At 43.1% G+C, this 24,344-nt stretch carries 21 protein-coding genes, 3 tRNA genes and 1 pseudogene; 16 read left to right on the top strand and 9 right to left on the bottom strand.

Annotation, left to right across the window (positions count from 1 at the left end):
* Positions 1-151: 151 nt before the first annotated feature.
* Positions 152-2,488: a TonB-dependent receptor gene (locus tag AC13DA_RS13180; protein ID WP_284452080.1), complete on the top strand. Its 2,337-nt coding sequence runs from the start codon at positions 152-154 to the stop codon at positions 2,486-2,488.
* A 53-nt stretch (positions 2,489-2,541) separates the two neighbouring features.
* Entirely contained in the window at positions 2,542-3,042 is a 501-nt protein-coding gene (locus AC13DA_RS13175; RefSeq protein WP_284452079.1) for a PepSY domain-containing protein, read from the top strand.
* Between the two features lie 64 nt (positions 3,043-3,106).
* Here the strand turns inward: AC13DA_RS13175 and nadC are convergent, their stop codons facing one another.
* Positions 3,107-3,949 (bottom strand): carboxylating nicotinate-nucleotide diphosphorylase, encoded by an 843-nt coding sequence (gene nadC / locus AC13DA_RS13170; RefSeq protein ID WP_284452078.1) that lies wholly within the window; start codon positions 3,947-3,949, stop codon positions 3,107-3,109.
* 73 nt (positions 3,950-4,022) lie between these two features.
* Between nadC and ampD the strand changes: the two genes are divergently transcribed.
* Positions 4,023-4,580, top strand: coding sequence for a 1,6-anhydro-N-acetylmuramyl-L-alanine amidase AmpD (gene ampD / locus AC13DA_RS13165; protein WP_284452077.1), 558 nt, complete (start codon positions 4,023-4,025; stop codon positions 4,578-4,580).
* A 45-nt stretch (positions 4,581-4,625) separates the two neighbouring features.
* Here ampD and bamJ read toward each other — a convergent pair whose 3' ends face one another.
* Complete coding sequence (gene bamJ / locus AC13DA_RS13160; RefSeq protein ID WP_007145508.1) at positions 4,626-5,309, bottom strand: BamJ family beta-barrel-assembly machinery protein; 684 nt, start codon at positions 5,307-5,309, stop codon at positions 4,626-4,628.
* 203 nt (positions 5,310-5,512) lie between these two features.
* On the opposite strand from bamJ, the gene AC13DA_RS13155 reads away from it, so the two are divergent.
* From AC13DA_RS13155 to AC13DA_RS13125, 7 genes are read left to right on the top strand one after another with little or no spacing between them, the layout of a single operon-like run.
* Entirely contained in the window at positions 5,513-6,004 is a 492-nt protein-coding gene (locus tag AC13DA_RS13155) for an SUF system Fe-S cluster assembly regulator (RefSeq protein ID WP_284452075.1), read from the top strand.
* Complete coding sequence (gene sufB, locus AC13DA_RS13150) at positions 5,997-7,445, top strand: Fe-S cluster assembly protein SufB (RefSeq protein WP_007145506.1); 1,449 nt, start codon at positions 5,997-5,999, stop codon at positions 7,443-7,445. Before AC13DA_RS13155 ends, sufB begins: the two co-directional genes overlap by 8 nt.
* Positions 7,446-7,493: 48 nt before the next feature.
* Positions 7,494-8,255 (top strand): Fe-S cluster assembly ATPase SufC, encoded by a 762-nt coding sequence (gene sufC / locus AC13DA_RS13145; protein WP_284452074.1) that lies wholly within the window; start codon positions 7,494-7,496, stop codon positions 8,253-8,255.
* Complete coding sequence (gene sufD, locus AC13DA_RS13140) at positions 8,252-9,556, top strand: Fe-S cluster assembly protein SufD (RefSeq protein WP_284452073.1); 1,305 nt, start codon at positions 8,252-8,254, stop codon at positions 9,554-9,556. Before sufC ends, sufD begins: the two co-directional genes overlap by 4 nt.
* Before the next feature lie 3 nt (positions 9,557-9,559).
* Positions 9,560-10,819 (top strand): cysteine desulfurase, encoded by a 1,260-nt coding sequence (locus AC13DA_RS13135; RefSeq protein ID WP_284452072.1) that lies wholly within the window; start codon positions 9,560-9,562, stop codon positions 10,817-10,819.
* Entirely contained in the window at positions 10,819-11,265 is a 447-nt protein-coding gene (sufU, locus tag AC13DA_RS13130; protein WP_284452071.1) for a Fe-S cluster assembly sulfur transfer protein SufU, read from the top strand. The genes AC13DA_RS13135 and sufU overlap by 1 nt, the downstream gene beginning before the upstream one ends.
* Positions 11,266-11,277: 12 nt before the next feature.
* Positions 11,278-11,607: an SUF system Fe-S cluster assembly protein gene (locus AC13DA_RS13125; protein ID WP_007145501.1), complete on the top strand. Its 330-nt coding sequence runs from the start codon at positions 11,278-11,280 to the stop codon at positions 11,605-11,607.
* A gap of 111 nt (positions 11,608-11,718) precedes the next feature.
* On the opposite strand, the gene AC13DA_RS13120 is transcribed toward AC13DA_RS13125, so the two are convergent.
* On the bottom strand, positions 11,719-11,922 hold the full coding sequence (locus AC13DA_RS13120) for a hypothetical protein (protein ID WP_284452067.1): 204 nt from the start codon (positions 11,920-11,922) through the stop codon (positions 11,719-11,721).
* Positions 11,923-12,140: 218 nt separating this feature from the next.
* On the opposite strand from AC13DA_RS13120, the gene AC13DA_RS13115 reads away from it, so the two are divergent.
* The 4 genes and pseudogenes from AC13DA_RS13115 (at position 12,141) to AC13DA_RS13100 (ending at position 16,653) form a co-directional block, all read left to right on the top strand.
* Entirely contained in the window at positions 12,141-13,460 is a 1,320-nt protein-coding gene (locus AC13DA_RS13115; protein ID WP_284452066.1) for a histidine kinase, read from the top strand.
* Between the two features lies 1 nt (position 13,461).
* Positions 13,462-14,118 carry a response regulator gene (locus AC13DA_RS13110; RefSeq protein ID WP_007145498.1) on the top strand — a complete coding sequence of 219 codons (657 nt, stop codon included), beginning with the start codon at positions 13,462-13,464 and terminating at the stop codon, positions 14,116-14,118.
* Positions 14,119-14,249: 131 nt separating this feature from the next.
* A pseudogene (locus AC13DA_RS13105) lies at positions 14,250-15,940 on the top strand (NAD-dependent malic enzyme).
* Between the two features lie 158 nt (positions 15,941-16,098).
* Positions 16,099-16,653 (top strand): PepSY domain-containing protein, encoded by a 555-nt coding sequence (locus tag AC13DA_RS13100; RefSeq protein ID WP_007145496.1) that lies wholly within the window; start codon positions 16,099-16,101, stop codon positions 16,651-16,653.
* Between the two features lie 72 nt (positions 16,654-16,725).
* Here AC13DA_RS13100 and AC13DA_RS13095 read toward each other — a convergent pair whose 3' ends face one another.
* The 3 genes from AC13DA_RS13095 to AC13DA_RS13085 all read right to left on the bottom strand — a co-directional run bounded on the left by AC13DA_RS13095 (position 16,726) and on the right by AC13DA_RS13085 (position 21,616).
* The gene (locus AC13DA_RS13095; protein ID WP_284452063.1) at positions 16,726-19,548 is read right to left on the bottom strand and encodes a valine--tRNA ligase; all 2,823 of its coding nucleotides are present in this window, start codon (positions 19,546-19,548) and stop codon (positions 16,726-16,728) included.
* Positions 19,549-19,694: 146 nt separating this feature from the next.
* Positions 19,695-20,120 carry a DNA polymerase III subunit chi gene (locus AC13DA_RS13090; RefSeq protein WP_284452062.1) on the bottom strand — a complete coding sequence of 142 codons (426 nt, stop codon included), beginning with the start codon at positions 20,118-20,120 and terminating at the stop codon, positions 19,695-19,697.
* Entirely contained in the window at positions 20,117-21,616 is a 1,500-nt protein-coding gene (locus AC13DA_RS13085; RefSeq protein WP_007145493.1) for a leucyl aminopeptidase, read from the bottom strand. Before AC13DA_RS13085 ends, AC13DA_RS13090 begins: the two co-directional genes overlap by 4 nt.
* Before the next feature lie 90 nt (positions 21,617-21,706).
* Between AC13DA_RS13085 and lptF the strand changes: the two genes are divergently transcribed.
* Both lptF and lptG read left to right on the top strand, forming a co-directional pair.
* Complete coding sequence (lptF, locus tag AC13DA_RS13080; protein WP_007145492.1) at positions 21,707-22,837, top strand: LPS export ABC transporter permease LptF; 1,131 nt, start codon at positions 21,707-21,709, stop codon at positions 22,835-22,837.
* Positions 22,837-23,901 carry an LPS export ABC transporter permease LptG gene (lptG, locus tag AC13DA_RS13075; protein WP_007145491.1) on the top strand — a complete coding sequence of 355 codons (1,065 nt, stop codon included), beginning with the start codon at positions 22,837-22,839 and terminating at the stop codon, positions 23,899-23,901. The genes lptF and lptG overlap by 1 nt, the downstream gene beginning before the upstream one ends.
* Before the next feature lie 57 nt (positions 23,902-23,958).
* On the opposite strand, the gene AC13DA_RS13070 is transcribed toward lptG, so the two are convergent.
* The 3 genes from AC13DA_RS13070 to AC13DA_RS13060 all read right to left on the bottom strand — a co-directional run bounded on the left by AC13DA_RS13070 (position 23,959) and on the right by AC13DA_RS13060 (position 24,274).
* A tRNA-Glu gene (locus tag AC13DA_RS13070) sits at positions 23,959-24,034 on the bottom strand.
* A 65-nt stretch (positions 24,035-24,099) separates the two neighbouring features.
* Positions 24,100-24,175: transfer RNA gene (locus AC13DA_RS13065), tRNA-Glu, on the bottom strand.
* A gap of 23 nt (positions 24,176-24,198) precedes the next feature.
* A tRNA-Ala gene (locus AC13DA_RS13060) sits at positions 24,199-24,274 on the bottom strand.
* Between the last annotated feature and the right edge of the window lie 70 nt (positions 24,275-24,344).

Raw genomic sequence — 24,344 nt, 5'->3', positions numbered from 1 at the left:
TTGACTTGGTTTATAACAGCCGTTTTATCTTGTGCAAACGCACTTAAAGATTTGTAAGTGTTTGTAAAAAAAGCACTAAGCAAGTTGGCACTATATGTGCACTCTTATCTGAGTTTTACAACCATAAAAATAACTCAGGAGAGTATAGGTAATGCAATTTCCGCAAAAGAGAAAGCTGATTTGCGTCATGCTAGCTTCCGCGCTGTTTTCCAGTGCGAGTTTTGCTGCTGACGATGATGTTAAATTAAGTGACATTGAAGTCGTGGGAACAACCCCTCTACATGGAGTAGGCTTACCTAAGGACCAAGTTGCTGCGAATGTGCAGACAGCAACTGATGAAGATATCGAACGTGTTCAGGCGTTAGATATTTCTGATTTCATGAATAAAACATTGGGTAGTGTCAGTCTGAATCAGGCACAAAACAACCCATTCCAGCCTGATCTGCAATTCCGTGGCTTTACGGCTTCACCTTTAGTCGGTAACTCTCAAGGTTTGTCTGTCTATGTTGATGGCATTCGTGTTAATGAGCCGTTTGGTGACGTGGTTAACTTTGAATTAATTCCAGAGTCTGCGATTGCCAGCATGAACCTGATTCCAGGTTCAAATCCGTTATTTGGTTTGAATACACTGGGTGGTGCTTTATCGATTAAAACCAAAACAGGTTTCACAAATCCTGGACATAGCTTAGAAGCTTACACAGGCTCATTTGGTCGCGACTCAGGCACCATTGAAAGTGGTGGTAGTGATGGTAACTTGGCTTACTTTGTCACAGGTTCGATCACCAAAGAAGATGGCTGGCGTGATTACTCTCCATCGCGTGTAGAGCAGTTTTTCACAAACTTAAGTTATGCTGATGAAGACACCACATTAGATTTTGGTATCACTGCGGTTGATAGTGACTTAAATGGTAACGGTGCGTCACCTATTGAATTAGTTGCTGCGGATCGTGAAGCAGTATTCACCCATCCAGATAATACGCAAAATAAACTGCGTATGTTTACTTTAAACGGTACGCATTGGCTCAATGATACAACCATGTTGGCGGCAAATACTTATTACCGTAAGAGTGATCGTAAGTCATTTAACGGTGATGGTGGTGAGTTCGAGGTAGATGGTGGTGGTAATTTTGTTGATGATGATGGTGATATTCGCACAAGCGCTGGCACCATTAACGTCGCAGACTTTGCTGACCCGCGCTATGACGTGGAGGTAGATGGTGATGAGGTCGAAGGACTTGGCTTGAATAATCGCAGTAAAACGGAACAAGATAGCTGGGGCTTTGGTGTTCAAACAACATCATTCAAACAGCTTTTTGGTCGAGACAATCAACTGACTGTAGGTGCATCGTTTGATCGTTCAATAGTTGATTATAGTGCCAGTTCAGAAATCGCTTATTTGACTGACTCTAGAGGTACTGATGGTACTGGTATTAATTTATTGGATGCACAAGTAGATGGAAACATCGATACCAACACATACAGCCTCTTTTTCACCAATACACATTCACTTACTGAGCGTTTAGCGATGACAGTAGGTGCTCGTTATAACTGGATTGAAGTGGATATTTCAGGTACCAGTGAAGGTGGTGAGCAAGATCTGAATGAGTCAGGCAACTCTCATACATTTAAACGTTTAAATCCTTCATTGGGCTTAACGTATAAACTGACAGATGATATGACAACTTATGTCAGTTATAACGAATCTAATCGTGCACCATCTCCATCAGAGCTGACTTGTGCTGACAAAGGTAATCCATGTGCTCTGCCAAACTCATTTTTAGCAGATCCTCCTTTAGACGATGTCGTTGCTAAGACGATAGAGACAGGTCTTAGAGGTAAAAATGGCCCTGTAAATTGGAATGCTAGTGTCTTCTATACTGAACTAAAAGATGATTTATTCTTTTTCTCATCTACAGAAGACGATCCGGCCGATCCACGCCTGAATGTTGGTATCTTTGATAACATCAGTAAAACAGCTCGTACCGGTCTTGAATTAGGTGCCTTCGGTGAAGTTAATAAACTACAATGGTTTGCTAATTATTCTTATGTTAGAGCAACTTTTGAAGATGATTTTTCTTATGCAAGAGACGTAGATGGTAATGCGACAACCTTTAATGTTAGTAAAGGTGACCGCTTACCGGGTATTCCAGCACATAACGTCAAAGTTGGTCTAGACTATGCGTTCACGCAACAATTTTCTGCTGGTTTAACCGCGTCATATCACTCAAGTCAGTACTACCGTGGTGATGAAGCGAATGACGATAAGAAAATTGCGGGTTATCGTGTTGTGAACCTACACAGCCGTTACAAAGTAAATGAGCATCTGCAGTTCTTCGCGAAAGTCGATAACTTATTCGATAGTCAATACAACACCTTCGGTTTATATGGTGAACCTGGCGAGGCTGGTCTTGAACAATATGAAGATCAACATTTCGTCGGTACAAATGCACCTAGAGCTGGCTGGGTTGGCTTTAAGTTAACAATGTAGTCATCATCGGAAAGGGGCTGAAATCAGCCCCTTTTCATTTGTAAGGTACAGAAATGAAAGTTCTATTTCTTTGTTTCACATTATTATTTCCCTGTTTGCTATGGGCTGAGGAAACACCTCAGTATTTCGAGCGTTGTTTAACAGCGGCTAAAACCTTGAAACCAGGTCATGTTATTAAGGTTGAACGTAAAGTCGAAGACGAGCGTGATGTTTATGAATTTGATATCCGTGGTATTGACGGTGCTGACTGGGACCTTGAGTGCTTAGTAAAAACGGGCGAAATTATAGAAGTGGAACAAGAAGTCGATCATCCGAACCATCCGAAATTTAAAGCACACGCCAAAATTAGCGAGTTAGAGGCAAGACAAATTGCCTTAACGCTCTATCCTGGCGAAGTGGTTGAAGTGGAATATGAAATTGAAGAAGGTGGTAAAGCCACCTATGAATTTGATATTGCCACAAAAGATGGAAAAGAAATGAAAGTGGAGGTCGATGCGAGTTCTGGGAAGATTATTGAGAAAAACCTTGAGCTCTGGCAAGTCGGTTTAGAATAAATTTTCTCGTTTTACTCTCAACCGCAGTGCATATTTTAGCTAAGTGCACTGCGGTTTTTTTTATCTATGAAAAACGCAAAGAAAGATCAACGGCTTTAATATCTTTTGTTAATGCGCCTACTGAGATTCTATCTACGCCTGTTTCTGCAACAAGACGAATATTATTCAAAGTAATATTACCTGAAGCTTCAAGTTCTGCTCGACCTTGGTTGATAGCAACGGCCTGTTTTAAATCATCAATACCAAAATTATCTAACATAATAATATCGACTCCGCTCTCAAGCGCCTGTTCGAGTTCTGAGAAATTTTCAACTTCAACTTCTATTGGTACGCCAGCAGATAGGGCTTTCGCCTGATTTATAGCATTGCTGATGGAACCCGCTGCCATAATATGATTTTCTTTAATAAGAATACCGTCATATAGACCGACTCTGTGATTAAAGCAGCCACCACATTTTACTGCGAATTTTTGAGCAACACGCCAGCCTGGTAGTGTTTTACGCGTGTCCAATACTTTAACAGGCAACCCTGCTACAGCATCGCTGTAAATCGAAGAGATTGTTGCGGTGCCGGATAATGTCTGTAAAAAATTCATTGCCGTACGCTCACCTGTTAATAAGGCTCTGGCTGGTCCGTGTAACTCACAAATAACCGTATTGGCCTTCACTCGATCACCATCTTGGGCTTTCCAGCTAAGGCTTATTGATGCATCAAGTTGTTTAAAAACGCGTTCAAACCATTGCATGCCACAAATTGTTGCATCCTCACGTGTGATTAATGTGGCGTTTGATACTGCATCAATCGGAATCAGATTAGCGGTCAGATCTGCCTGACCAATGTCTTCAAGCAAAGCAAGTTTAACTTGTGAATCTATAAATGCGTCGGGGAGTGGATTTTCTATGGTCATATCGATAAGGTAATGGCAAATCAAAACAGGTTAACGTGTGCGGCATGATTAATCTACATAATGAGACGTCTTAGTGAAAATAAATAAACAATCGGGTCTGATCGAAAACGCAATAATTACGCTGTCACCTAATTATGATAAGCGGCCTGACCAACATGATCTTAGCGGTATTGTGATACACAATATCAGCTTGCCACCTGGTGAGTTTGGCGACACATTTATTGATGATCTGTTTCTGAATAAGCTGGATTGCTCCGCTCATCCTTACTTCGAGCAGTTAGATGGCTTAAAAGTCTCATCGCATATTTTGATTAGACGTAATGGTGAAGTTGTCCAGTTTGTACCATTTCATCAACGAGCCTGGCACGCAGGCGTATCGCAGTGGCAAGGAAGGGAAAAGTGTAATGACTTTACTATCGGAATAGAGCTGGAAGGGTGTGACGACAAACCGTTTGCTGAAGTTCAATACACTGAACTTGTGCAAGTAATAAAAGCATTATGCCACGCCTATCCAAAGCTGACATACGAGAAAATAACCGGACATGAGCATATTGCTCCAGGACGGAAAACCGATCCTGGCCCTTATTTTGACTGGCAAAAATTAACAACCATGCTAAAAAGAGAGAAATAAAAAAGCCGCCTTAAAGGCGGCTTTTTTAAGAATCGAAGCAGGCAATTACTTAGTGATTGCAATCAGCTCAATTTCAAAAATTAAGGTTTCGTTTGGACCAATCAGGTTACCGGCGCCACGTGGACCATAGGCCAGGTTAGCAGGAACAACGATGCGCCATTTTGAACCTTCTTTCATCATTTTTAATGCTTCCTGCCAGCCTTGAATAACGCCATTAACAGGGAAGGTAGCTGGTTCGCCACGATCATATGAGCTATCGAAAACGGTACCATCGATTAAAGTACCTTTGTAGTTAGCAATAACTTTGTCATTTTCTGTCGGAGTGGCGCCATCACCTTCTTTCAGAATTTCATATTGCAGACCACTGTCAGTCGTTACAACACCTTCTTTCTTAGCATTTTTTTCCATGTAAGCTTTAGCTTCAGCTTGTTTTTCATTCATGACTTTTGCTAATTCTTGTGCTTTTTGTGCTTGGTAAGCTTGCACAACTTGTTCTGCTGTCGTTTGATCAAGTTGTGGTTTTTGGCCAGCCAGCATATCTGCTACACCCGCTTTAAATGCTTCAATATCAAGATCCACACCTTCTTGCATCATATTCTGACCAACTTGAATACCAAAGATGTAACTAATTTTTTGTTTATCTGTATCTAATGTTGTGGCGTTGTCAGCTGCCATTACGTTTGCTCCAAATAATAGTAAAGGTAAAATCGCGAGTGTTTTTAATTTCATATAATGCTCTCAATGTATAGATAAGGTGTGTGCCCGATTTAGTACAATGCTCTGCCTTAAAAGTTCATTAGCATAGGCTAAAAGTTCAATACCATACGCTAAATCCACAATATTTTCACGACTACAATGAGCTAATAACTGAGAAAAACACTTGGTTATTGATTTAATTGATACTATAATAGTACCAATTAGGAGGTGCACCAATGTTGCGAATGGGAAAATTGACAGATTATGGCATTGTGCTGATGAGCTATTTTGCCTCAAATCTTCAACTTCAACATAGTGCACATGCTATTGCTGAAGCAGTAAAAGTACCACTGCCAACGGTAAGAAAAGTTTTAAAGTTATTGTCTCATTCAGGGCTGTTAAAGTCTGAACGCGGCGTAATGGGCGGCTATAGTCTGAGTCGCCAAGCTGATGAGATTACCATTGCAGAAATTATCACAGCGATAGAAGGACCGATTGCTTTGACCGAGTGTGTGAGCAGTGACAGTCACTGTGATCAGGAAACGCACTGTGCCGTACAGACTAATTGGACCAAAATTAATGATGCCGTTTTTCAGGCATTAGACGAAGTAAAACTATCGGATATGCTGACACCACAGACTTCACTGGGTATCAGTCCGATCAGATTCTATTCATCTTATAACGAGGTGAATAAAACAACTTTACAGGATGGTGAGTTCCATGACTGAACAAAGTCAACAACTTGAAGCGATTACACAAAAAGAATACAAAGCAGGGTTTGTCACTGATATTGAAGTAGACAGCCTGCCGCCTGGTTTGAATGAGGATGTGATCAAACAAATATCACTCATCAAAAATGAACCTGACTGGATGCTCGAGTGGCGTTTAGAAGCGTATCGTCACTGGTTAACTATGGAAACGCCAGAGTGGGCTCATGTCCATTATCCGGCTATCAACTATCAGGAAATCAGTTATTACTCTGCACCAAAGAAAAAAACTGATGGTCCTAAAAGTCTGGATGAAGTCGATCCTGAACTGTTAAAAACCTATGAAAAACTCGGTGTCCCATTAGATGAGAGAGCGCGTCTGGCTGGTGTGGCTGTTGATGCCGTTTTTGATAGTGTCTCTGTTTCCAATACATTCAAAGATAAATTAGCTGAAGAAGGCATCTTGTTTATGCCTATTTCAGAAGCGATTCAGGAACATCCTGAATTAGTGAAAAAATATATTGGTAGCGTCGTTCCACATAAAGATAACTTTTATGCCGCACTGAACTCGGCGGTATTCACTGATGGCTCGTTTGTTTATATTCCTAAAGGTGTGCGTTGCCCAATGGAATTATCAACCTACTTCCGTATCAACGCCGCCAATACTGGACAATTTGAACGTACATTAATCATTGCTGATGATGATGCTTATGTCAGTTATCTGGAAGGCTGTACCGCACCAATGCGTGATGAAAATCAGCTCCATGCAGCGGTGGTGGAATTGGTGGCAATGGACCGTGCTGAAATCAAGTATTCGACAGTTCAAAACTGGTACCCCGGTGATGAAAATGGCAAAGGTGGTATCTATAACTTTGTGACAAAACGTGCTGCATGCCGTGGCGAGTCATCAAAAGTCTCCTGGACACAGGTAGAAACCGGTTCTGCTATTACCTGGAAATATCCGAGCGTTGTTTTACAAGGTGATAATTCAGTAGGTGAATTCTATTCAGTTGCCGTCACCAATAATATGCAGCAAGCCGATACGGGTACCAAGATGATTCATCTGGGTAAAAACACCAGTTCAACGATCATTTCCAAAGGTATCTCGGCTGGTCGTTCACAAAATGCTTATCGAGGTCTGGTACGAATTGGACCTAACGCGGAAAACGCTCGCAACTATACCGAGTGTGACTCTTTATTAATGAGTGATACCTGTGGTGCGCATACTTTCCCTTATATCGAAGTGAAAAATCCGACTGCAAAAGTTGAACATGAGGCATCCACATCGAAAATCAGTGAAGACCAACTGTTTTACTGTAAACAGCGTGGATTAGATGCAGAAGATGCTGTGTCGATGATCGTGAATGGTTTTTGTAAACAAGTCATACGTGAATTACCAATGGAATTCGCGGTAGAAGCACAAAATCTACTCGGTTTGTCATTAGAAGGTTCCGTGGGTTAAACCATAAGAGAACTGCCAAACAATATTCAGAAATTTTAGAGAGTGAAGATGTTAACAATTAAAAATTTACACGCCAGCGTTGATGGCAAAGAAATTCTTCGCGGTATTGACCTGACAGTGAACCCTGGTGAAATCCATGCGATCATGGGCCCTAATGGTGCTGGTAAAAGTACGCTGTCGAATGTTCTTGCCGGACGTGATGGTTACGAAATTACCCAAGGTGAAGTCATCTATAAAGGTGAAAACTTATTAGATCTTGAGCCTGAAGAACGTGCACAACGTGGTGTTTTCCTGGCATTCCAATATCCAGTAGAAATTCCTGGTGTCAGCAATGTTTATTTGCTGAAAGCGGCTTTGAATGCCGTGCGTAAATATCAGGGCCTGGAAGAAGTCGACGCGATGGATTTCTTAACTCTGGTTCGTGAAAAAATGAAACTGGTTAAGATGAATGAAGAATTCCTTCACCGTAACGTTAACGAAGGTTTTTCTGGTGGTGAGAAAAAGCGTAATGAAATTCTGCAAATGGCGGTATTAGAGCCGGCATTAGCGATTCTTGATGAAACCGATTCAGGACTGGATATTGATGCATTACGCACCGTTTCAGAAGGCGTGAATGCGCTTCGTGCTGAAGATCGTTCTATCGTGATGATTACTCACTACCAACGCTTATTAGATCATATTGTTCCTGATTTTGTTCATGTGTTATCTGAAGGACGTATCGTTAAATCAGGTGATAAAGAACTGGCAAAAGAACTGGAAAAATCAGGTTATAGCTGGATTCATGATGCGCCTGAAGGTGAGACTGCATGAAACAGTTAACGGATATCACAACACCTTTTGACGATATCGCCGTGACTCAGACTTTACCCGGTCAAGAGCTTGATTGGCTGCAGCAGTTACGCCAACAAGCCCGTGCGCAATTTCAGCGTCAAGGATTACCCTCTAAAAAAGTTGAAGACTGGAAATACACGTCTTTATGGGCTTTATCTCAAGAGGCATTCACACACGAAGCTGCTGCGAGCCAGTTGGATGAAATGCGTTGTTCACAGGTCGCATTACTCGAAACTGCCTATCGCTTAGTCATAGTTGATGGCCAATTCAGTGCTGAGTTATCACATCTGGATGGTCTAGATACTGGACTCACTGTAGAGCCGCTTTCACAGGCATTTCCTAAAACAAAATCAGTGTTAGGTCAGCAGGTGTCGCTTGAAAAAGCTGGCTTGAATGCCCTCAATACGATGTTGATGACGGAAGGGGCCTATATTCAGGTCACTGCGAACACCAAGGTATCCAAGCCGGTAGAGTTGCTGGTGATTAATACGGGTGAAACCGATAAACTGGCTACGCATTTACGTCATGTGATCGATATCGCTGAAGATGCTGAATTAACACTGGTCGAGCATTATGTCAGCCTAGCTGATAACAGCGTTGGATTGACAGATGTCATTTCAGAAGTGAACTTGGCAGAAAAGGCTCATTTGAGTCATTTCAAATTACAGCATGAGTCCTTGTCTCATTATCATATAGCGACATTGGCCGGTAAGCAGGCGAGTAGCAGTGTCTGGCATACCAATAATATTTCTCTAGGGGCTAAACTGGCGAGAAATGATATTCATAGCCAGCTATTGGGTGAGCAGGCCCATGTGACAATGGATGGCTTATATCTGGTTGCTGGAAAGCAACATGTCGATAACCACACACGCATCGATCATGCTGTGCCCAATACCACTAGTGAAGAGATCTACAAAGGCGTGTTGGATGGTGATAGTCATGCCGTCTTTAACGGCAAAGTTATCGTGCATAAAGATGCACAGAAAACAGATGCGAATCAGAGTAACCGTAATTTACTGCTGTCGCGCACTTGTGAAATTGATACCAAGCCTGAAATGGAAATTTATGCTGATGACGTTAAATGCGGTCACGGTAGTACCGTTGGTCAGTTGGACGAACAGCAATTATTTTTCCTGCGTGCACGTGGCATGAATGAAACCAGTGCTCGAAGCTTATTGACCTATGCGTTTGCTGTTGAAGTGCTGCAACGAATTTCAGATATGCCGATTCGCCAGGCCTTATCAAATGTGATCGAAACGCGATTACCGCGAGGTGCGTAAGTTATGACGCAATCTACTCATAATTTGGTCGATACAATGCTGAATGATTTTGACATTGCTGCTATTCGTCGTGATTTTCCAATCCTGAATCAGCAAATTAACGGACATCCTTTAGTCTACTTAGACAATGCCGCGAGCAGCCAAAAACCTGTTCAGGTCATTGATGCCGTGGATCAGTATTATCGGCTTGATAATGCTAATGTCCATCGTGGTGTGCATAGACTGAGTCAACGCGCCACAGATGCTTATGAAGGTGCCAGAAGCAAAATAAGAGGCTTCCTGAACGCGAAGTCGGATAAAGAAATTATCTTTGTTCGCGGTGCAACAGAAGCTATTAATTTAGTGGCTCAAAGTTTTGTCAGACCCCAACTGCAAGCGGGTGATGAGATTCTTATCAGTTACCTTGAGCATCATGCCAATATTGTGCCGTGGCAAATAGTATGTGAACAGACAGGGGCTAAGTTAAAGATCATCCCGATGACAGACTCAGGTGAGCTGAATTTGTCTGGATTGGATGAGCTGCTGACCGACAAAACCAAAATCATGGCTGTTGGCCAAGTCTCTAATGCTTTAGGTACGGTCAATCCGGTCAAACAAATGACGGAAAAAGCCAAAGCTAAAGGCATACCTGTATTGATTGACGGCGCACAAGCGGTGCCACATATGCAAGTTGATGTGCAAGAGTTGGATTGTGACTTTTATGTGTTTTCAGGCCATAAAATGTTTGCACCAACGGGTATTGGGGCTTTATACGGTAAACAAGCCTTATTAGAAGCCATGCCGCCATGGCAAGGTGGTGGCGATATGATTCTTTCTGTGAGTTTTGACCACACAGAATACAACGCATTACCGTATAAATTTGAAGCCGGTACTCCACATATCGCCGGTGCAGTGGGCTTAGGGGCGGCTATTGATTACATGCAGTCAATCGGTATTGAAAAAATCGCCGCCTACGAACACGCTTTGCTTGAATTAGCCACGGATAAATTATCGGCTATTGATGGCGTCAGGATCGTTGGTACAGCCGAACACAAAGCCAGTGTTTTATCGTTTCTGATTGAAGATGTTCATCCTCATGATGTGGGTACTATTTTTGATCAGCAAGGTGTTGCTATACGTGCTGGCCATCACTGTGCCCAACCTGTTATGCAATATTATGGTATTGCTGCCACCGCACGTGCTTCATTTGCTTTCTACAATACAGAACAGGAAATTGACGCGTTGGTTAAAGCCATTCACACCACACAGGAGTTGTTTGCCTGATGAGTGATTTACGAGATCTCTATCAACAAGTGATCATGGATCACAAGAAAAAGCCACGTAATTTCAGAGAAATTACCGATGCGAATCATATGGCACATGGTAATAACCCCTTATGTGGTGATGCTTTAGTTGTCTATGTGAAACTCAAAGGCGATGTCATTGAAGACATCAGTTTCCAGGGCAGTGGTTGTGCGATTTCAGTGGCATCAGCGTCTTTAATGACGGAAACCCTGAAAGGGAAAACCCTAGCCGATGCTGAGGCACTTTATGAAGATGTTCATAAAGCTCTAACCGGTGATAAAGATGCTGTTGAGCTTACTGGCAAATTACAGGTGTTGGCAGGGGTAAAAGAGTTTCCTGCGCGCGTTAAATGCGCCACATTGTCCTGGCATACCGTTCATGCCGCAGTTGACAATGATCACGATATTTCAGTTTCTACAGAGTAAAAGGGCAGGTTTATGAACGATCAATATCAAATCAGCCCGGAACAGTTAAAAGAAGATGTGATAGATGTATTAAAGACCATCTATGATCCGGAAATCCCGATTAATATTTACGAGCTGGGCCTGATTTACGATATTCAAATCAGTACCTCTGGTAATGTGAATATCGATATGACTCTGACTGCACCAGGTTGTCCTGTTGCTCAGTCATTTCCAGGTGATGTCGAATCCAGGGTAATGTCTGTTCCCGGTGTAAAAAAAGCGCACGTGGAATTGGTGTGGGAGCCTCAATGGACCAAAGATATGATGACTGAAGCGGCGCAGTTACAACTGGGCATGTTTTAGCACAAACATCATATTTATCCTGACAAAAAGGCCTGTGATGACTGATTTATCATCACAGGCCTTTTTTATTCCTTGGTATTTATCTGTGTAGTTTTGTTAGCAGAGCTTATGTTACTCGTTTGATGGCTGCTGCGGCGTATCAATAACAAATCGATATTGTTTTCCACAGTGTAGAATAACTTCCTTTTGTTGGCGTTTGAGTATTCGCATTTCTATTTTAATTTCACCAAACCCATCATGAGTTAGTACATCATCAAATAACTCGAGTAATTTGTTTTTGACCTTATCAGTCTTACTATCTTTTATTTCACTCATTCAGGCTATTCAGGTTGTTATGATTAACTGCCAATGTTAGGTGTCTGTAGATGTAAGTGTTATAGGAAGAATTCCTTTTTTTGTGAATAACAGAAAGTAGTATTAAAAACCGTCGGTGCTTAAGTTCTATTTTCAGTTATTAATGTGTAAATCATGTTATGAACAAGACTAAGAATACTGGCGTCGAAGTGAATGACTTACCCGTGGAGCCGTAAAGGATGAGCTTAAGAGGATTGATTAATTTACGGATAGTTATTTCGGTACTGGTTATCATCGCACTGGGAGCCAGTTTAGCTGTGTGGCAGGCGCGTGAGTCAGTCAGGGATGAGGTGACATCTTCCTATAATTTGGCACTGCAAATGGTTGAGTTTGGACTTAATCAGTTCACGCGTGATGAGCATACCGAGAGTGAATGGCTGGAACAAATCAGTCGCTTACGTGAAACACGTCATTTACAGATCACGATCTTTGACCAGGCTGGGAATGAAACCATGCTGAGAGGTGAAAAGAGTGACATCACTGATGATTCACCACCTCAATGGTTTATTGAGGCGGTGATGATGGATAGCATTAGCTCGGCCTATGAAATCAAACTGCCTAATGATGCGATTAAACGCATTGTCATTAGTGCTGACCCAATGGATGAAATCCATGAAGCCTGGCGGGAGTCACAGGTGTATTTCTGGTCGATCGTATTAATGCTCGGCATTATTTTCCTAGCTATCAATGTCGTGTTTCATTCGATGTTGACGGCGGTGAAAACCATTTTATCGGGTTTAAAAACGGTGGAAAGTGGTAATTATGAACAACGATTACCACGCTTTCGCATTAGTGAGTTTGATGCTATTGCGGCAGAGATTAATAACCTGACCGGTGCGTTAAATGCGGCCCGACAAAATAATCAGGCGCTGGCAAGACATACCATGCATATTCAGGAAAATGAACGTCGACATATGTCACGTGAATTACATGATGAAATGGGGCAGTCTCTTACTGCAGTGAAAGCGATGGCTGTTGTGGCTAAACAATCCGATAGCAAAGTCCAGAGTATTGCTGATTCGATTATCGAAATTTGTAATCATTTATCTGGGGTTGTGCGATCGATGATGAGAACGTTACATCCTCTCAGTTTAACTGATTTAGGACTGGTGGCGACCCTGACCGATCTGGTTGGCGAGTGGAAACGCCGGCAGCCGTCCCTGGATATTCATTTAAATTACGATGACTGTATTGATGACTTGGATGAGGAAGTGGCGATCCATGTTTATCGTATTGTGCAGGAATGTTTGACCAATGTCGTACGTCATGCCAGAGCTAATCTGGCCAATATCAGCGTCAGGCAGAGCCTTGTTCAGCAAAAAAAATGGGTGGTGATTCAAGTATCCGATGATGGTATCGGCGGTTCATCATCAGGCGAGGGGTTTGGTGTTCTTGCCATGCGTGAGAGAGTAGAAAGTATGGGAGGACTGTTTATGTTCGAGTCTTCACCAGATGATGGCGTGACGGTGACAGCACGTATGCCATTTATAGAGAAGTAGTATGAACAACAATAATAAAATCAAAGTACTGTTAGTCGATGACCATGAAGTAGTACGAGCAGGATTTCGAATTCTACTATCATCACAACCCTTTATCGGGCAGATTAGTGACCTGGACAGAGGGGAGTTAGTCACACAGGAATATGAACGCTTTAAACCTGACGTGGTGGTGATGGATTTATCCATGCCAGGCATCGGTGGGCTTGAAACTATCCGTCGACTTCAAAAGCTGGATTCTGACGCGGTTATTTTGGTCTACAGCATTCATGATGAGGCTATTTATGTTGAACGCGCACTGGAAGCGGGTGCTATGGGATACGTCAGTAAAAATAGTGCAGCCGAAGTGCTGGCTGAAGCGGTTAAAAGTGTGGCAGAAGGCAAGCGATATATTGAAGAAAGTCTGCTCCCTGAAGTTGATGATGTCCGGCATGACAATATCGAGCATTATCGAAAAGTGCTGGATTTACTTTCACCACGTGAATTTGATGTATTTTGTCGACTGGCAAAAGGCATGACTGCCCATGAAGTCGCCGCAGATATGCACCTGGGGTATAAAACCATTGCAAACTACAATACACAGATTAAAAGTAAACTGCGGGTAAATACCGCAGCAGACCTGGCTAATATTGCGGTTGTGTTAGGCATTATCAAACCTTGATGGCTGAGACGCCTTCTTTTATTCGATATCATCAATATCGTTGTGAGCCGTAACTTAAAAAAGCTGACTTGAATCCATCGTCGTTTTACTGTTTAACTGATGCTAATGTGAATCAGAAGTGAGGTATATCGATGCGTGGTATTAAGGCGAAAGATCCAATTTATATTCCTCATGCTGGGCCGGCCTTACTTGCCACACCTTTACTGAATAAAGGCACTGCCTTTAGCGAGCAGGAACGTCATGATTTTAATCTCAATGGTTTAATTCCACATCGATTTGAAACGATTGAAGAACAGGCGGAAAGAGCCTATCTGCAATATAAAACCTTCAAAGCCCCCATCAATCAGCACATCTATTTGCGTTATCTTCAGGATAACAATGAAACCTTATTTTATTATTTATTAAAAGCGCACCTGGTTGAGATGATGCCGATTATTTATACGCCGACAGTAGGTGAAGCTTGTGAGCGCTTTTCTGAAATTTATCGACGGGCGCGTGGTGTATTTATTTCCTATCCGGATAAAGATCGTATTGATGACATTCTGCACAATGTCACTAAAGATAAGATCAAAGTTATCGTGGTCACCGATGGCAGCCGGATTCTCGGACTGGGTGATCAGGGCGTGGGAGGGATGGGGATCCCTATTGGTAAGTTATCACTCTATACCGCCTGCGCTGGGATAAGCCCAGCTTATACCTTACCGGTGATGTTGGATATTGGGACTAACAATAAGGCCTTACTTGATAATCCGCTTTATATCGGCTGGAAACATAAACGTATAAACGACGCAGAATATGATGAGTTTATCGACCTGTTTATCCAGGCAATTAAGAAACGTTGGCCCGATGTCTTATTACAATTTGAGGATTTTGAACAAAGCAAAGCGCTGCCCATACTGGAGCGTTATCAACAACAATTGTGTTGTTTTAATGATGATATTCAAGGCACGGCTGCAGTAACCGTCGGCTGTTTATTGGCGGCGTGTAGAGCAAAACATGAAACACTGTCACAGCAGATTATCGTTTTTGCAGGAGCCGGCTCTGCCGGCTGTGGCATTGCTGAGCAAATAATCCGACAAATGATGACAGAAGGGCTTGGTGTCAGGCCCGCGAACGCGTATTTATGATTGATAAAGCGGGACTATTAATGGATGACATGGCTGGCTTATTCGATTTTCAACGCCGTCTAAGCCAAAATGCCACTCTGCGAACAAAGTGGAAGGCGGATAAAATGACGCTGGATTTAACGGATGTTATTTATCACGCTTCACCGACAGTACTTATTGGAGTCTCTGGGCAGGCGGGACTATTTAATGAGACAGTTATCAAAACGATGTTAGCCCATTGCGAGCGACCCATTATCTTTCCTTTGAGTAATCCATCAAAGCAGATTGAGGCCTTGCCTGAGTCACTGCTTAGCTGGACGGAGGGTAAAGCCATTATCGCTACTGGGAGCCCCTTTAACTCGGTTGTCTATCAAGGTAAAACCTATCCAATAGCACAGTGTAATAATAGCTATATTTTTCCTGGGATTGGTTTGGCCGTTATCGCTGGTCAAATTAAACACATCACACATGAAATGATGATGGTCGCAAGTGAGGTGCTGGCAACACACTCACCACTACTTAATGGGGAAGAAGAGCAGTTACTGCCAGCCTTGGATGATATCGCTGAGTTAAGCAAAAAGATGGCATTTCAAATTGTGAAAATTGCGCAAAATCAGCAACTGGCTTCTAAGATATCGGATAGTGAATTAGAACATAAGATTGAAGAGCTCTTCTGGCATCCACAATATCGTCAATATAAACGTGTCAGTGTTTAGGAAAAATTTCCTTCATACCATTTGATATCATTTTATGAAATAGGAGTTTGTCCTATTTTTACCAATGGATGTTATACTTTACCCACAAGTTTGATCATTGCTCTTGTGGGTAGAGACTGATCTTTTGATCTATCTAATCTAATAAGGAGCTTTACTCTATGACTTCAATGTTCTTGAAGACAATCCCTGCCGTCCTCGCTTTAAGCATTAGTTCAACTGCATTTGCTGAAAATGATAATTATGATTTGGATGATATCCGTAGTTGGGATATCGTAAAAATTGAAACTTGTCTGGATGCCGCTTTGGATACTATTCCAGGTCATGCACGTAAAGTTGAAATGAAAATGGAAGGCGATGATCCTGTTTATGAATTTGATATTGAAGCGAAAGCCGATGGCAAGACCTACAATGTTGAATGTAATGCTGAAGAAGGTTTCATTGGTGAGATTGAGCGTGAAGTCGATGCTAATGATCCCGTTTTCAAAAAATTAGCGAAAATTTCACAAGCTGAAGCGAAAGAATTTGCCTTAGCTGTACACCCAGGGAAAGTTGTTGCTTCAGAATATGAAATCGGTTTCGATGGTGATGCGACCTACGAATTTGATATTCAAAGCATTCATGGCTATGAAGTCAAAGTCGATGTGGATGCAACTACTGGTGAAATTGAAGAAGCCAATATCGAACTGTATGAAATTGGTATGGAAAAAGAATAAGTTAGTTTATTCTAAAATAAAAAAGCCGCTGTTCATCAGCGGCTTTTTTTTTGCTTACAATCAGAGAGTGGGTTAGCTCAGAGCCTTAAGTTGTTGTTCAAGTAAGGCATAAGATTGTTTGAGCTCTGCTAATTTCTCTTTTTCTTTTGCCACGACCTCAGCAGGTGCTTTGGCGACGTAATTTTCATTCGACAGCTTGCCTGATGATTGTTTGATGATTTTATCCAGCTTCGCCATTTCTTTATTCAGGCGATTGATTTCAGCCTCTTTATCAATCAAACCTTCCAGCGGAATCAGAATTTCCATTTTACCCACTAATGCTGTTGCAGCTGCAGGTGCAGCACCTTCCAGAATTTCAATTGATTCAAGGTTTGCCAGACGGCTCAGGAACTGCTGATTACTGCTTAGAATGCCTCTATCTGATTCAGAAGCATCCTTGAGCAAGACCGGCAATGTTTTCTTCGGTGCAATATTCATTTGCGAGCGAATAGAACGTATGCCCGTAATGAACTGCATGACCCATTCCATCTCAGTAACCGCCGCATGATCAACCTTATTCTCATCGGCAATAGGATAAGGCTGACGCATAATCGTCTCACCGTTTACTCCAGCGAGCGGGGCAATGGTCTGCCAGATTTCTTCTGTAATAAACGGCATAAACGGATGTGCCATTCTTAATGTGGCTTCCAGAACACGCACCAGTGTACGACGTGTACCACGTTTTGCTGCATCAGAAGCGGATTCGCTATTTAATACTGGTTTAGATAGTTCTAAGTACCAGTCACAGTAGCTGTTCCAGATAAATTCATAAATACCTTGTGCGGCGTGATCAAACCGATAACCATCAATCGCAGCAGTGACCTCTTTTTCAGCAATTTGCAATTGCGAAATGATCCAGCGATCCGCCAGGCTGAGTTCGACTTCATCATTGTCAACACCGGTATCTTGTCCTTCGGTGTTCATCAAAACATAACGCGCTGCATTCCATAATTTATTACAGAAATTACGGTAGCCAGCGATACGGTTCATATCAAAGTTGATATCACGGCCGGTAGAAGCCAGTGAAGCAAAGGTAAAGCGCAGTGCGTCTGTACCATGGGGCTCGATGCCCTCCGGAAATTCTTTGCGTGTCGCTTTTTCAATTTTCTCAGCCAGTTGTGGCTGCATCATGCCCGAGGTACGTTTTTGTACCAATGTTTCTAAATCAATACCGTCGATGATATCGATAGGATCCAGCACATTACCTTTGGATTTTGACATTTTATGGCCGTGCGAATCACGTACCAGACCGTGAATGTATACTTCTTTGAACGGCACATCATCCATGAAATGAATGCCCATCATCATCATTCTGGCTACCCAGAAGAAAATAATGTCAAAACCGGTAACCAACACATTACCCGGATACCAGGTTTTTACTGCGTCATCCGCTTTAGGCCAACCCAGAGTTGAGAAGGGCCAAAGTGCTGAGGAGAACCAGGTATCAAGTACGTCTTCATCTTGTGTTAGCTGGATATCTGCAGCGAGGTTATTCTCAGCTCGAACAGCCTCTTCATCATGACCTACATAAACATTGCCTTGTTGATCGTACCAGGCAGGAATGCGGTGACCCCACCAGAGTTGGCGCGAGATACACCAGTCCTGGATATCACGCATCCAGCTGAAATACATGTTTTCATAAGACTTAGGTACAAACCTCACTTTGCCTGTTTCGACTGCTTCAACTGCTGGTTTGGCCAGTGTTTTTGCATCGACATACCATTGATCTGTCAGCATCGGTTCAATGACGACGCCACCACGATCGCCATAAGGTACCGTAAGATCATGATCTTTGATTTCTTCCAGCAGACCTGCTGTATCAAAGTCGGCGACAATCGCTTTACGTGCGGCAAAGCGCTCTAATCCACGATAGGCTTCCGGAATACTGGCTTCAATGTCAGTATTGGCACTGCCATCTGTATGGAATATTTGTGGAACATCACGTACATCAGCGTTGAGTGTGAAGATATTGATCATTGGCAGACCACAACGCTTGCCAACTTCATAGTCATTGAAGTCATGGGCTGGTGTTACTTTTACCGCGCCCGTGCCTTTTTCCATATCGGCATGTTCATCACCCACAATCGGAATGCGTCGATTGACTAACGGCAATAGAATCTCTTTGCCAATCAGATCCTTGTAACGTGGATCTTCAGGATTCACAGCGACACCTGTATCACCTAGCATGGTTTCTGGACGGGTAGTGGCGACAACGATGTAATCCTTGCCTTCACTGGTGGTCAATCCATCAGCAAGCGGGTAGCGCAGATGCCACATATGACCTTTTTGTTCGCGGTTTTCTACTTCCAGATCAGAGATGGCGGTGTGGAGTTTGGGATCCCAGTTAACCAATCGTTTTCCACGATAAATCAAGCCTTCTTTGTATAATGTCACGAAGACGTGTTTAACTGCTTCAGACAGATCGTCATCCATCGTAAAGCGGTTACGTGACCAGTCGAGTGAGGAACCAAGACGACGTAACTGACGGGTAATATTACCGCCGGATTCTTCCTTCCACTCCCAGATACGTTTAGTGAAATCTTCTCGTCCCAGGTCGAGACGGGTTTTACCTTCAGCGTTAAGTTGGCGCTCTACCACCATTTGTGTCGCGATACCCGCGTGGTCGGTGCCCGGTTGCCATAAAGTATTGTCACCTTTCATGCGATGATAACGAGTCAAGGTATCCATGATGGTGTTATTAAAGCCATGACCCATATGCAGGCTACCGGTAACATTAGGAGGGGGCAGCATAATCGCATAAGGTGAACCTTCACCTGTCGGTTTAAACTCGCCAGCTTGTTCCCACTTCTGGTACCAACGTTGCTCAATTGCGTCAGGGTTGTATGTTTTTTCCATGTGATGTCTTGTTTGTCTGGTGGGTGTTCGGGATATACGAATGTCGTATGTATACGCTATAAATAAACGACGCATTATACCTGCTGCGACAACATCTGTTCAGAGGCAATATGGATTTCGTATTTTTAGCGGTTTGCTAGCTTGGTTCAAACGTGAAAAGTTTCTATCTCATAGCCACGTTGTTTGTAAAACTGGAAGCGTTGACGACCAGCTTGTTTGCTTGATTCATTATCATCAATTACTTCAGCTACACGTTCAAATTGGCTAAAGAACATGGGTTGTTCTTCGGTGAGATTAATTAGTACATCCATCAGTCTGGGAGGCTTTTTGTCTTCATAGCCGATAAGTACCGGACTCTGATTATCTGAACTGTCAGTGATTTCATGTGGTACAAAGCTGTCAGGCCGTATAGCCCACAGTGCCGTATCGACTGACTGACTATGATCTTCTGAAGCGGTATGGATATAAATTTGATGGCCCTGATGATAGGCTTTCTCCGCGAGACGGCAGGCAAATGCCTGCCGCTTTTCAAGCTCGCTTGATTTCAGAATGTAGAAACTGATTCGGGTCATGATGATTTGTTAGCGTCGATACGATTTAATAAGTATTGAACTAACATTGGGACTGGACGACCCGTTGCCCCTTTATTTTTTCCACTATTCCATGCTGTTCCAGCGATGTCTAAATGTGCCCAAGTATATTTTTCCGTAAATCGTGATAAGAAACAGGCGGCAGTGACACTTCCTGCTTCTTTACCCCCAACATTAGCAATATCGGCAAAATTACTGTCCAGCAAGGGTTGATAATCATCCCATAAAGGTAACTGCCAAGCACGGTCAAAACTGTCATTACCGGCTTTTAATAAATCATCAGCAAGTTGTTGGTTATTAGCCATTAAGCCGGTGGTTGTACTACCTAAGGCTACAATGATGGCACCAGTTAATGTCGCAATATCAATGACGATTTCTGGATCGAACCGTTCACTATAGGTGAGAGCGTCACATAAAATTAAACGGCCTTCGGCATCGGTATTCAGAATTTCGATAGTTTTACCGGCCATGCTTGTGACAATATCGCCGGGTTTGTTGGCGTCACCATCAGGCATGTTTTCTGAACTGGGTACCACACCCACCACATTGATTGGCAAGTTTAATTCAGCCACAGCTTGTAGTGTTCCGAGCACACTGGCAGAGCCACACATATCGTATTTCATCTCATCCATGCCTTGAGATGGTTTTAGTGAAATACCACCGGCATCAAAGGTGAGTCCTTTACCCACTAAGACAACTGGCTTGCTGTCACCTGCGCCTTTGTATTCCATGGTGATTAATTTGGCTGGCTGGCGGCTGCCACGGGATACGGAGAGCAGAGAGCCCATACCCAAGGCTTCCATATCGGCTTCTTCCAGCACGGTGGTAGTAATGGAAGCAAATTTTTTGCCCAACGCAACGGCTTGTTCAGCCAGATAGGTCGGTGTGCAAATATTGCCAGGCAGGTTACCAAGCTCACGTGCCAGGTTCATACCAGCACCGATAGCCGCACCTTGTTCAGCAGCTTTTTGTAAGTCAGCATCAGTATTCTGAGCTGCAAAGATAGCGCATTCTAAAAGTGGTTTCTTGACAGCTTTCGCTTCTGATTTTGTTTGTGAATACTTATAAAGTGCTGTTTCGGTATTACAAGCTGTTTGGCGGACTTTCCAGACAGTTGTGCGTTCATTTACTTCAATATCCGTAAAACAGCATAAGGCTTTTTCAGCACCGCTTTCATTCAGCGCAACGATGGCAGCTGCAGTGGCGGTATTAAAATCGTTTTCAGTTGTTTTTGTTTTTTTGCCAAAGCCTACCAATAAAACCCGAGGGCTGTTTATCCCTGTCAGATTGTGGAGAAATAATGTTTGGCCTGGATTTGCGCTAAAGTCACCATTATCAGCGATACGTTTAATCTGACCTTGTGAAGCATCATCGAGTTGTTGGGCGGAAGGACTGAGTTCACCTTCGTTGTATATGCCGACGGCAATACAATCGGTTTGCTGAGATGCGAGGGCATCGCTAGTGACAAAATACTGCATGGATTTCTCCTGTAGGGTCAATTTGGTTTAGACTTCGTTATTTTAGTGTGTCAGATAATACCGATCTATTCTAACCAAGACTCTTAATACATGCGCAACGTTCCACAACAGATTTTTTCCTGGCTATGGGTCATTGACCGATACATGCTCAAGGAATTTGTGATTAACCTGACTGCAATCACAGGGGTACTCTGGTTAATTTATATTTCGACACGGTTTGCGCGCTATCTGGCAGAAGCGGCGGTGGGCAATATGCCGGCGGATGTTATTTTTAGTCTGCTCGGCTTTAGTTCCCTCGGTGCACTGTCCATCTTACTCCCTATTGCCGCCTTTCTTGGCGTGATGTTGTCGTTGGGCAGAATGAGCTCAGATAACGAGCTGACTGTGATGGCTGCTTGTGGTATTTCACGTAAACGTATCATCAGAAATGTGCTGATATTTGCTGGTGTGGTAGCAACAGTTGTGGCGTATTTATCATTGACAGTTGTTCCAAGCGTCTTGGCTGATCGCTACCAGTTAGAACAAAAAGCGAAAATGTCGGCGAACACCACTGGACTTGTTGCTGGCAGTTTTAAAGAGAGCCGCAATGGTGACTGGACGTTTTATTCTGAAAAACTCAGCAGTGATAAGCAGTTGATGGAAAATGTGTTTATTGAAATTCATCGCAAAGATAAGCCATTGATTTTTCGCTCAGATACGGGACATTTTGAAGTGGATGTCGACACCGGCGATAAATTTCTGGTACTGAATGACGGTTATCGCTATGAAGGTAGAGCAGGACAACAGGATTTTACAATCGCCGAATTTAAGTCACATAGTTTGCTTGTTGAAAAAGGTGATGACGGACAAGTGCGGGAAAGGCATAAAGCGCTTCCCACTAGTGTTTTATGGCAGCGGGGAGGCTTGGAGGATATAGCCGAAATTCAGTGGCGAATTTCATCAGCTATTATGGTGTTAGTACTTTGTTTATCTGCTATTCCTTTATCTAATGCCGGTCCCAGACAAGGCCGTTATGCTGGATTTGTGCCTGCTGTTTTACTATATATCATTTACAGCAATTTACTCGGTGTAAATCAGGCGTGGATTGAAAAAGGCAGTATTAGCGTAGGTGTTGGCATGATATGGGTACATCTGTTAATGACCACGATCATGCTATTTCTGATGAATAGACAAAAAATTCAGCGATTATTATCGCAACAAAAACAAAGACGCCTGCAATAATGAAAATTCTTTCTAGATATATCGCTTCCCACATACTCTCCAGCACGTTTATCGTGTTGTTGGTGCTTCTCGGGCTCTATACCTTTATGGACTTTGTCGCTGAGCTTGATGATCTCGGTAAAGGTCAATATCAGCTACTTGATATTATGACTTATCTTGCTCTGACCATGCCGAAACGTATATACGAACTACTGCCTGTCGTTGCTTTATTAGGCAGTGTTATTGGCTTAGGTAACCTGGCTAGTCAGAGTGAGCTTGTAGCCATGCGTGCGGCAGGTATATCGATAAAAGATATTAACAAGTCAGTGATGGTAGTTGCTGCAATTTTGGTATTGCTGGCGATTGTAGTGGGTGAGGTGATTAGACCGCTTACCGAAGAACATGCCAGAGAATTGCAGTCAGTAGCGCAAACCGGAACGGTAGGCACACGATCTGAATATGGATTCTGGACGCGAGACGGTAACCATTTTAACCATATCGAACGAATCAATAGCGATGGCACATTTACCAATATAGCCATTTACGAATTCGATGGTGCGAATCGCTTACGCGCACTCACTAAAGCAAGCAGTGCCAAATATGAGGACGATAGCTGGATATTAAACGATGTTGTGCAAAGCACTATTGATGAGCATGGTGTTAAAGTCAATTCAACAACACATGCCCGCTGGAAATCACAATTAAATCCAGGCATGTTAAACGTGGTTGTTGTGCCACCAGAATTTCTGGCCGTCTGGAATTTGCTGGATTATATTTCCTTCCTGAGAACCAATCATCAATCTGTCGCTCAATACGAGCTGGCGTTCTGGAGCAAGGTGATGATGCCGTTAAGCACAGCAGTCATGGTGCTGTTGGCCGTGCCGTTTATTTTTGGGCCATTGCGTTCGACGCCTATCGGCGGCAGGATTCTGGCAGGGGTATTGATCGGTTTAGGTTTTTACCTGTTTAACCAAAGTTTTCAACATATTGGATTAGTATTTGGAATACTGCCATGGTTGGCGGCTTCATTGCCTACGATATTGTTTGCAGGCTTGGCGTGGTGGATGAATAAGAGAGTGAAATAACGCTGAGATGAATTTAGATATTGCCGGATATATCTGCTCTGACTGAGCAGATAAAGATGGCGTCCCCTAGGGGGTTCGAACCCCTGTTACCGCCGTGAAAGGGCGGTGTCCTAGGCCTCTAGACGAAGGGGACCCAGTAACTTTACATTTTTCTACTACTTAAAATAAAAACGGGTTTTAACAAACCCGTTTTCATGTTGGCGTCCCCTAGGGGGTTCGAACCCCTGTTACCGCCGTGAAAGGGCGGTGTCCTAGGCCTCTAGACGAAGGGGACCTAAAACTTTTTCTTTCGGTTTTTGGTGGAGCTAGGCGGGATCGAACCGCCGACCTCTTGCATGCCATGCAAGCGCTCTCCCAGCTGAGCTATAGCCCCGAAAGGAAGCGCATATCATAGGGACTGAGTTTCATACTGTCAACATTTCATCACAAATTAATTTCAATCA

The sequence above is a fragment of the Methylophaga sp. F-2 genome (genome assembly GCF_056859315.1).
This window is presented reverse-complemented; position numbering and strand designations above follow the sequence as displayed.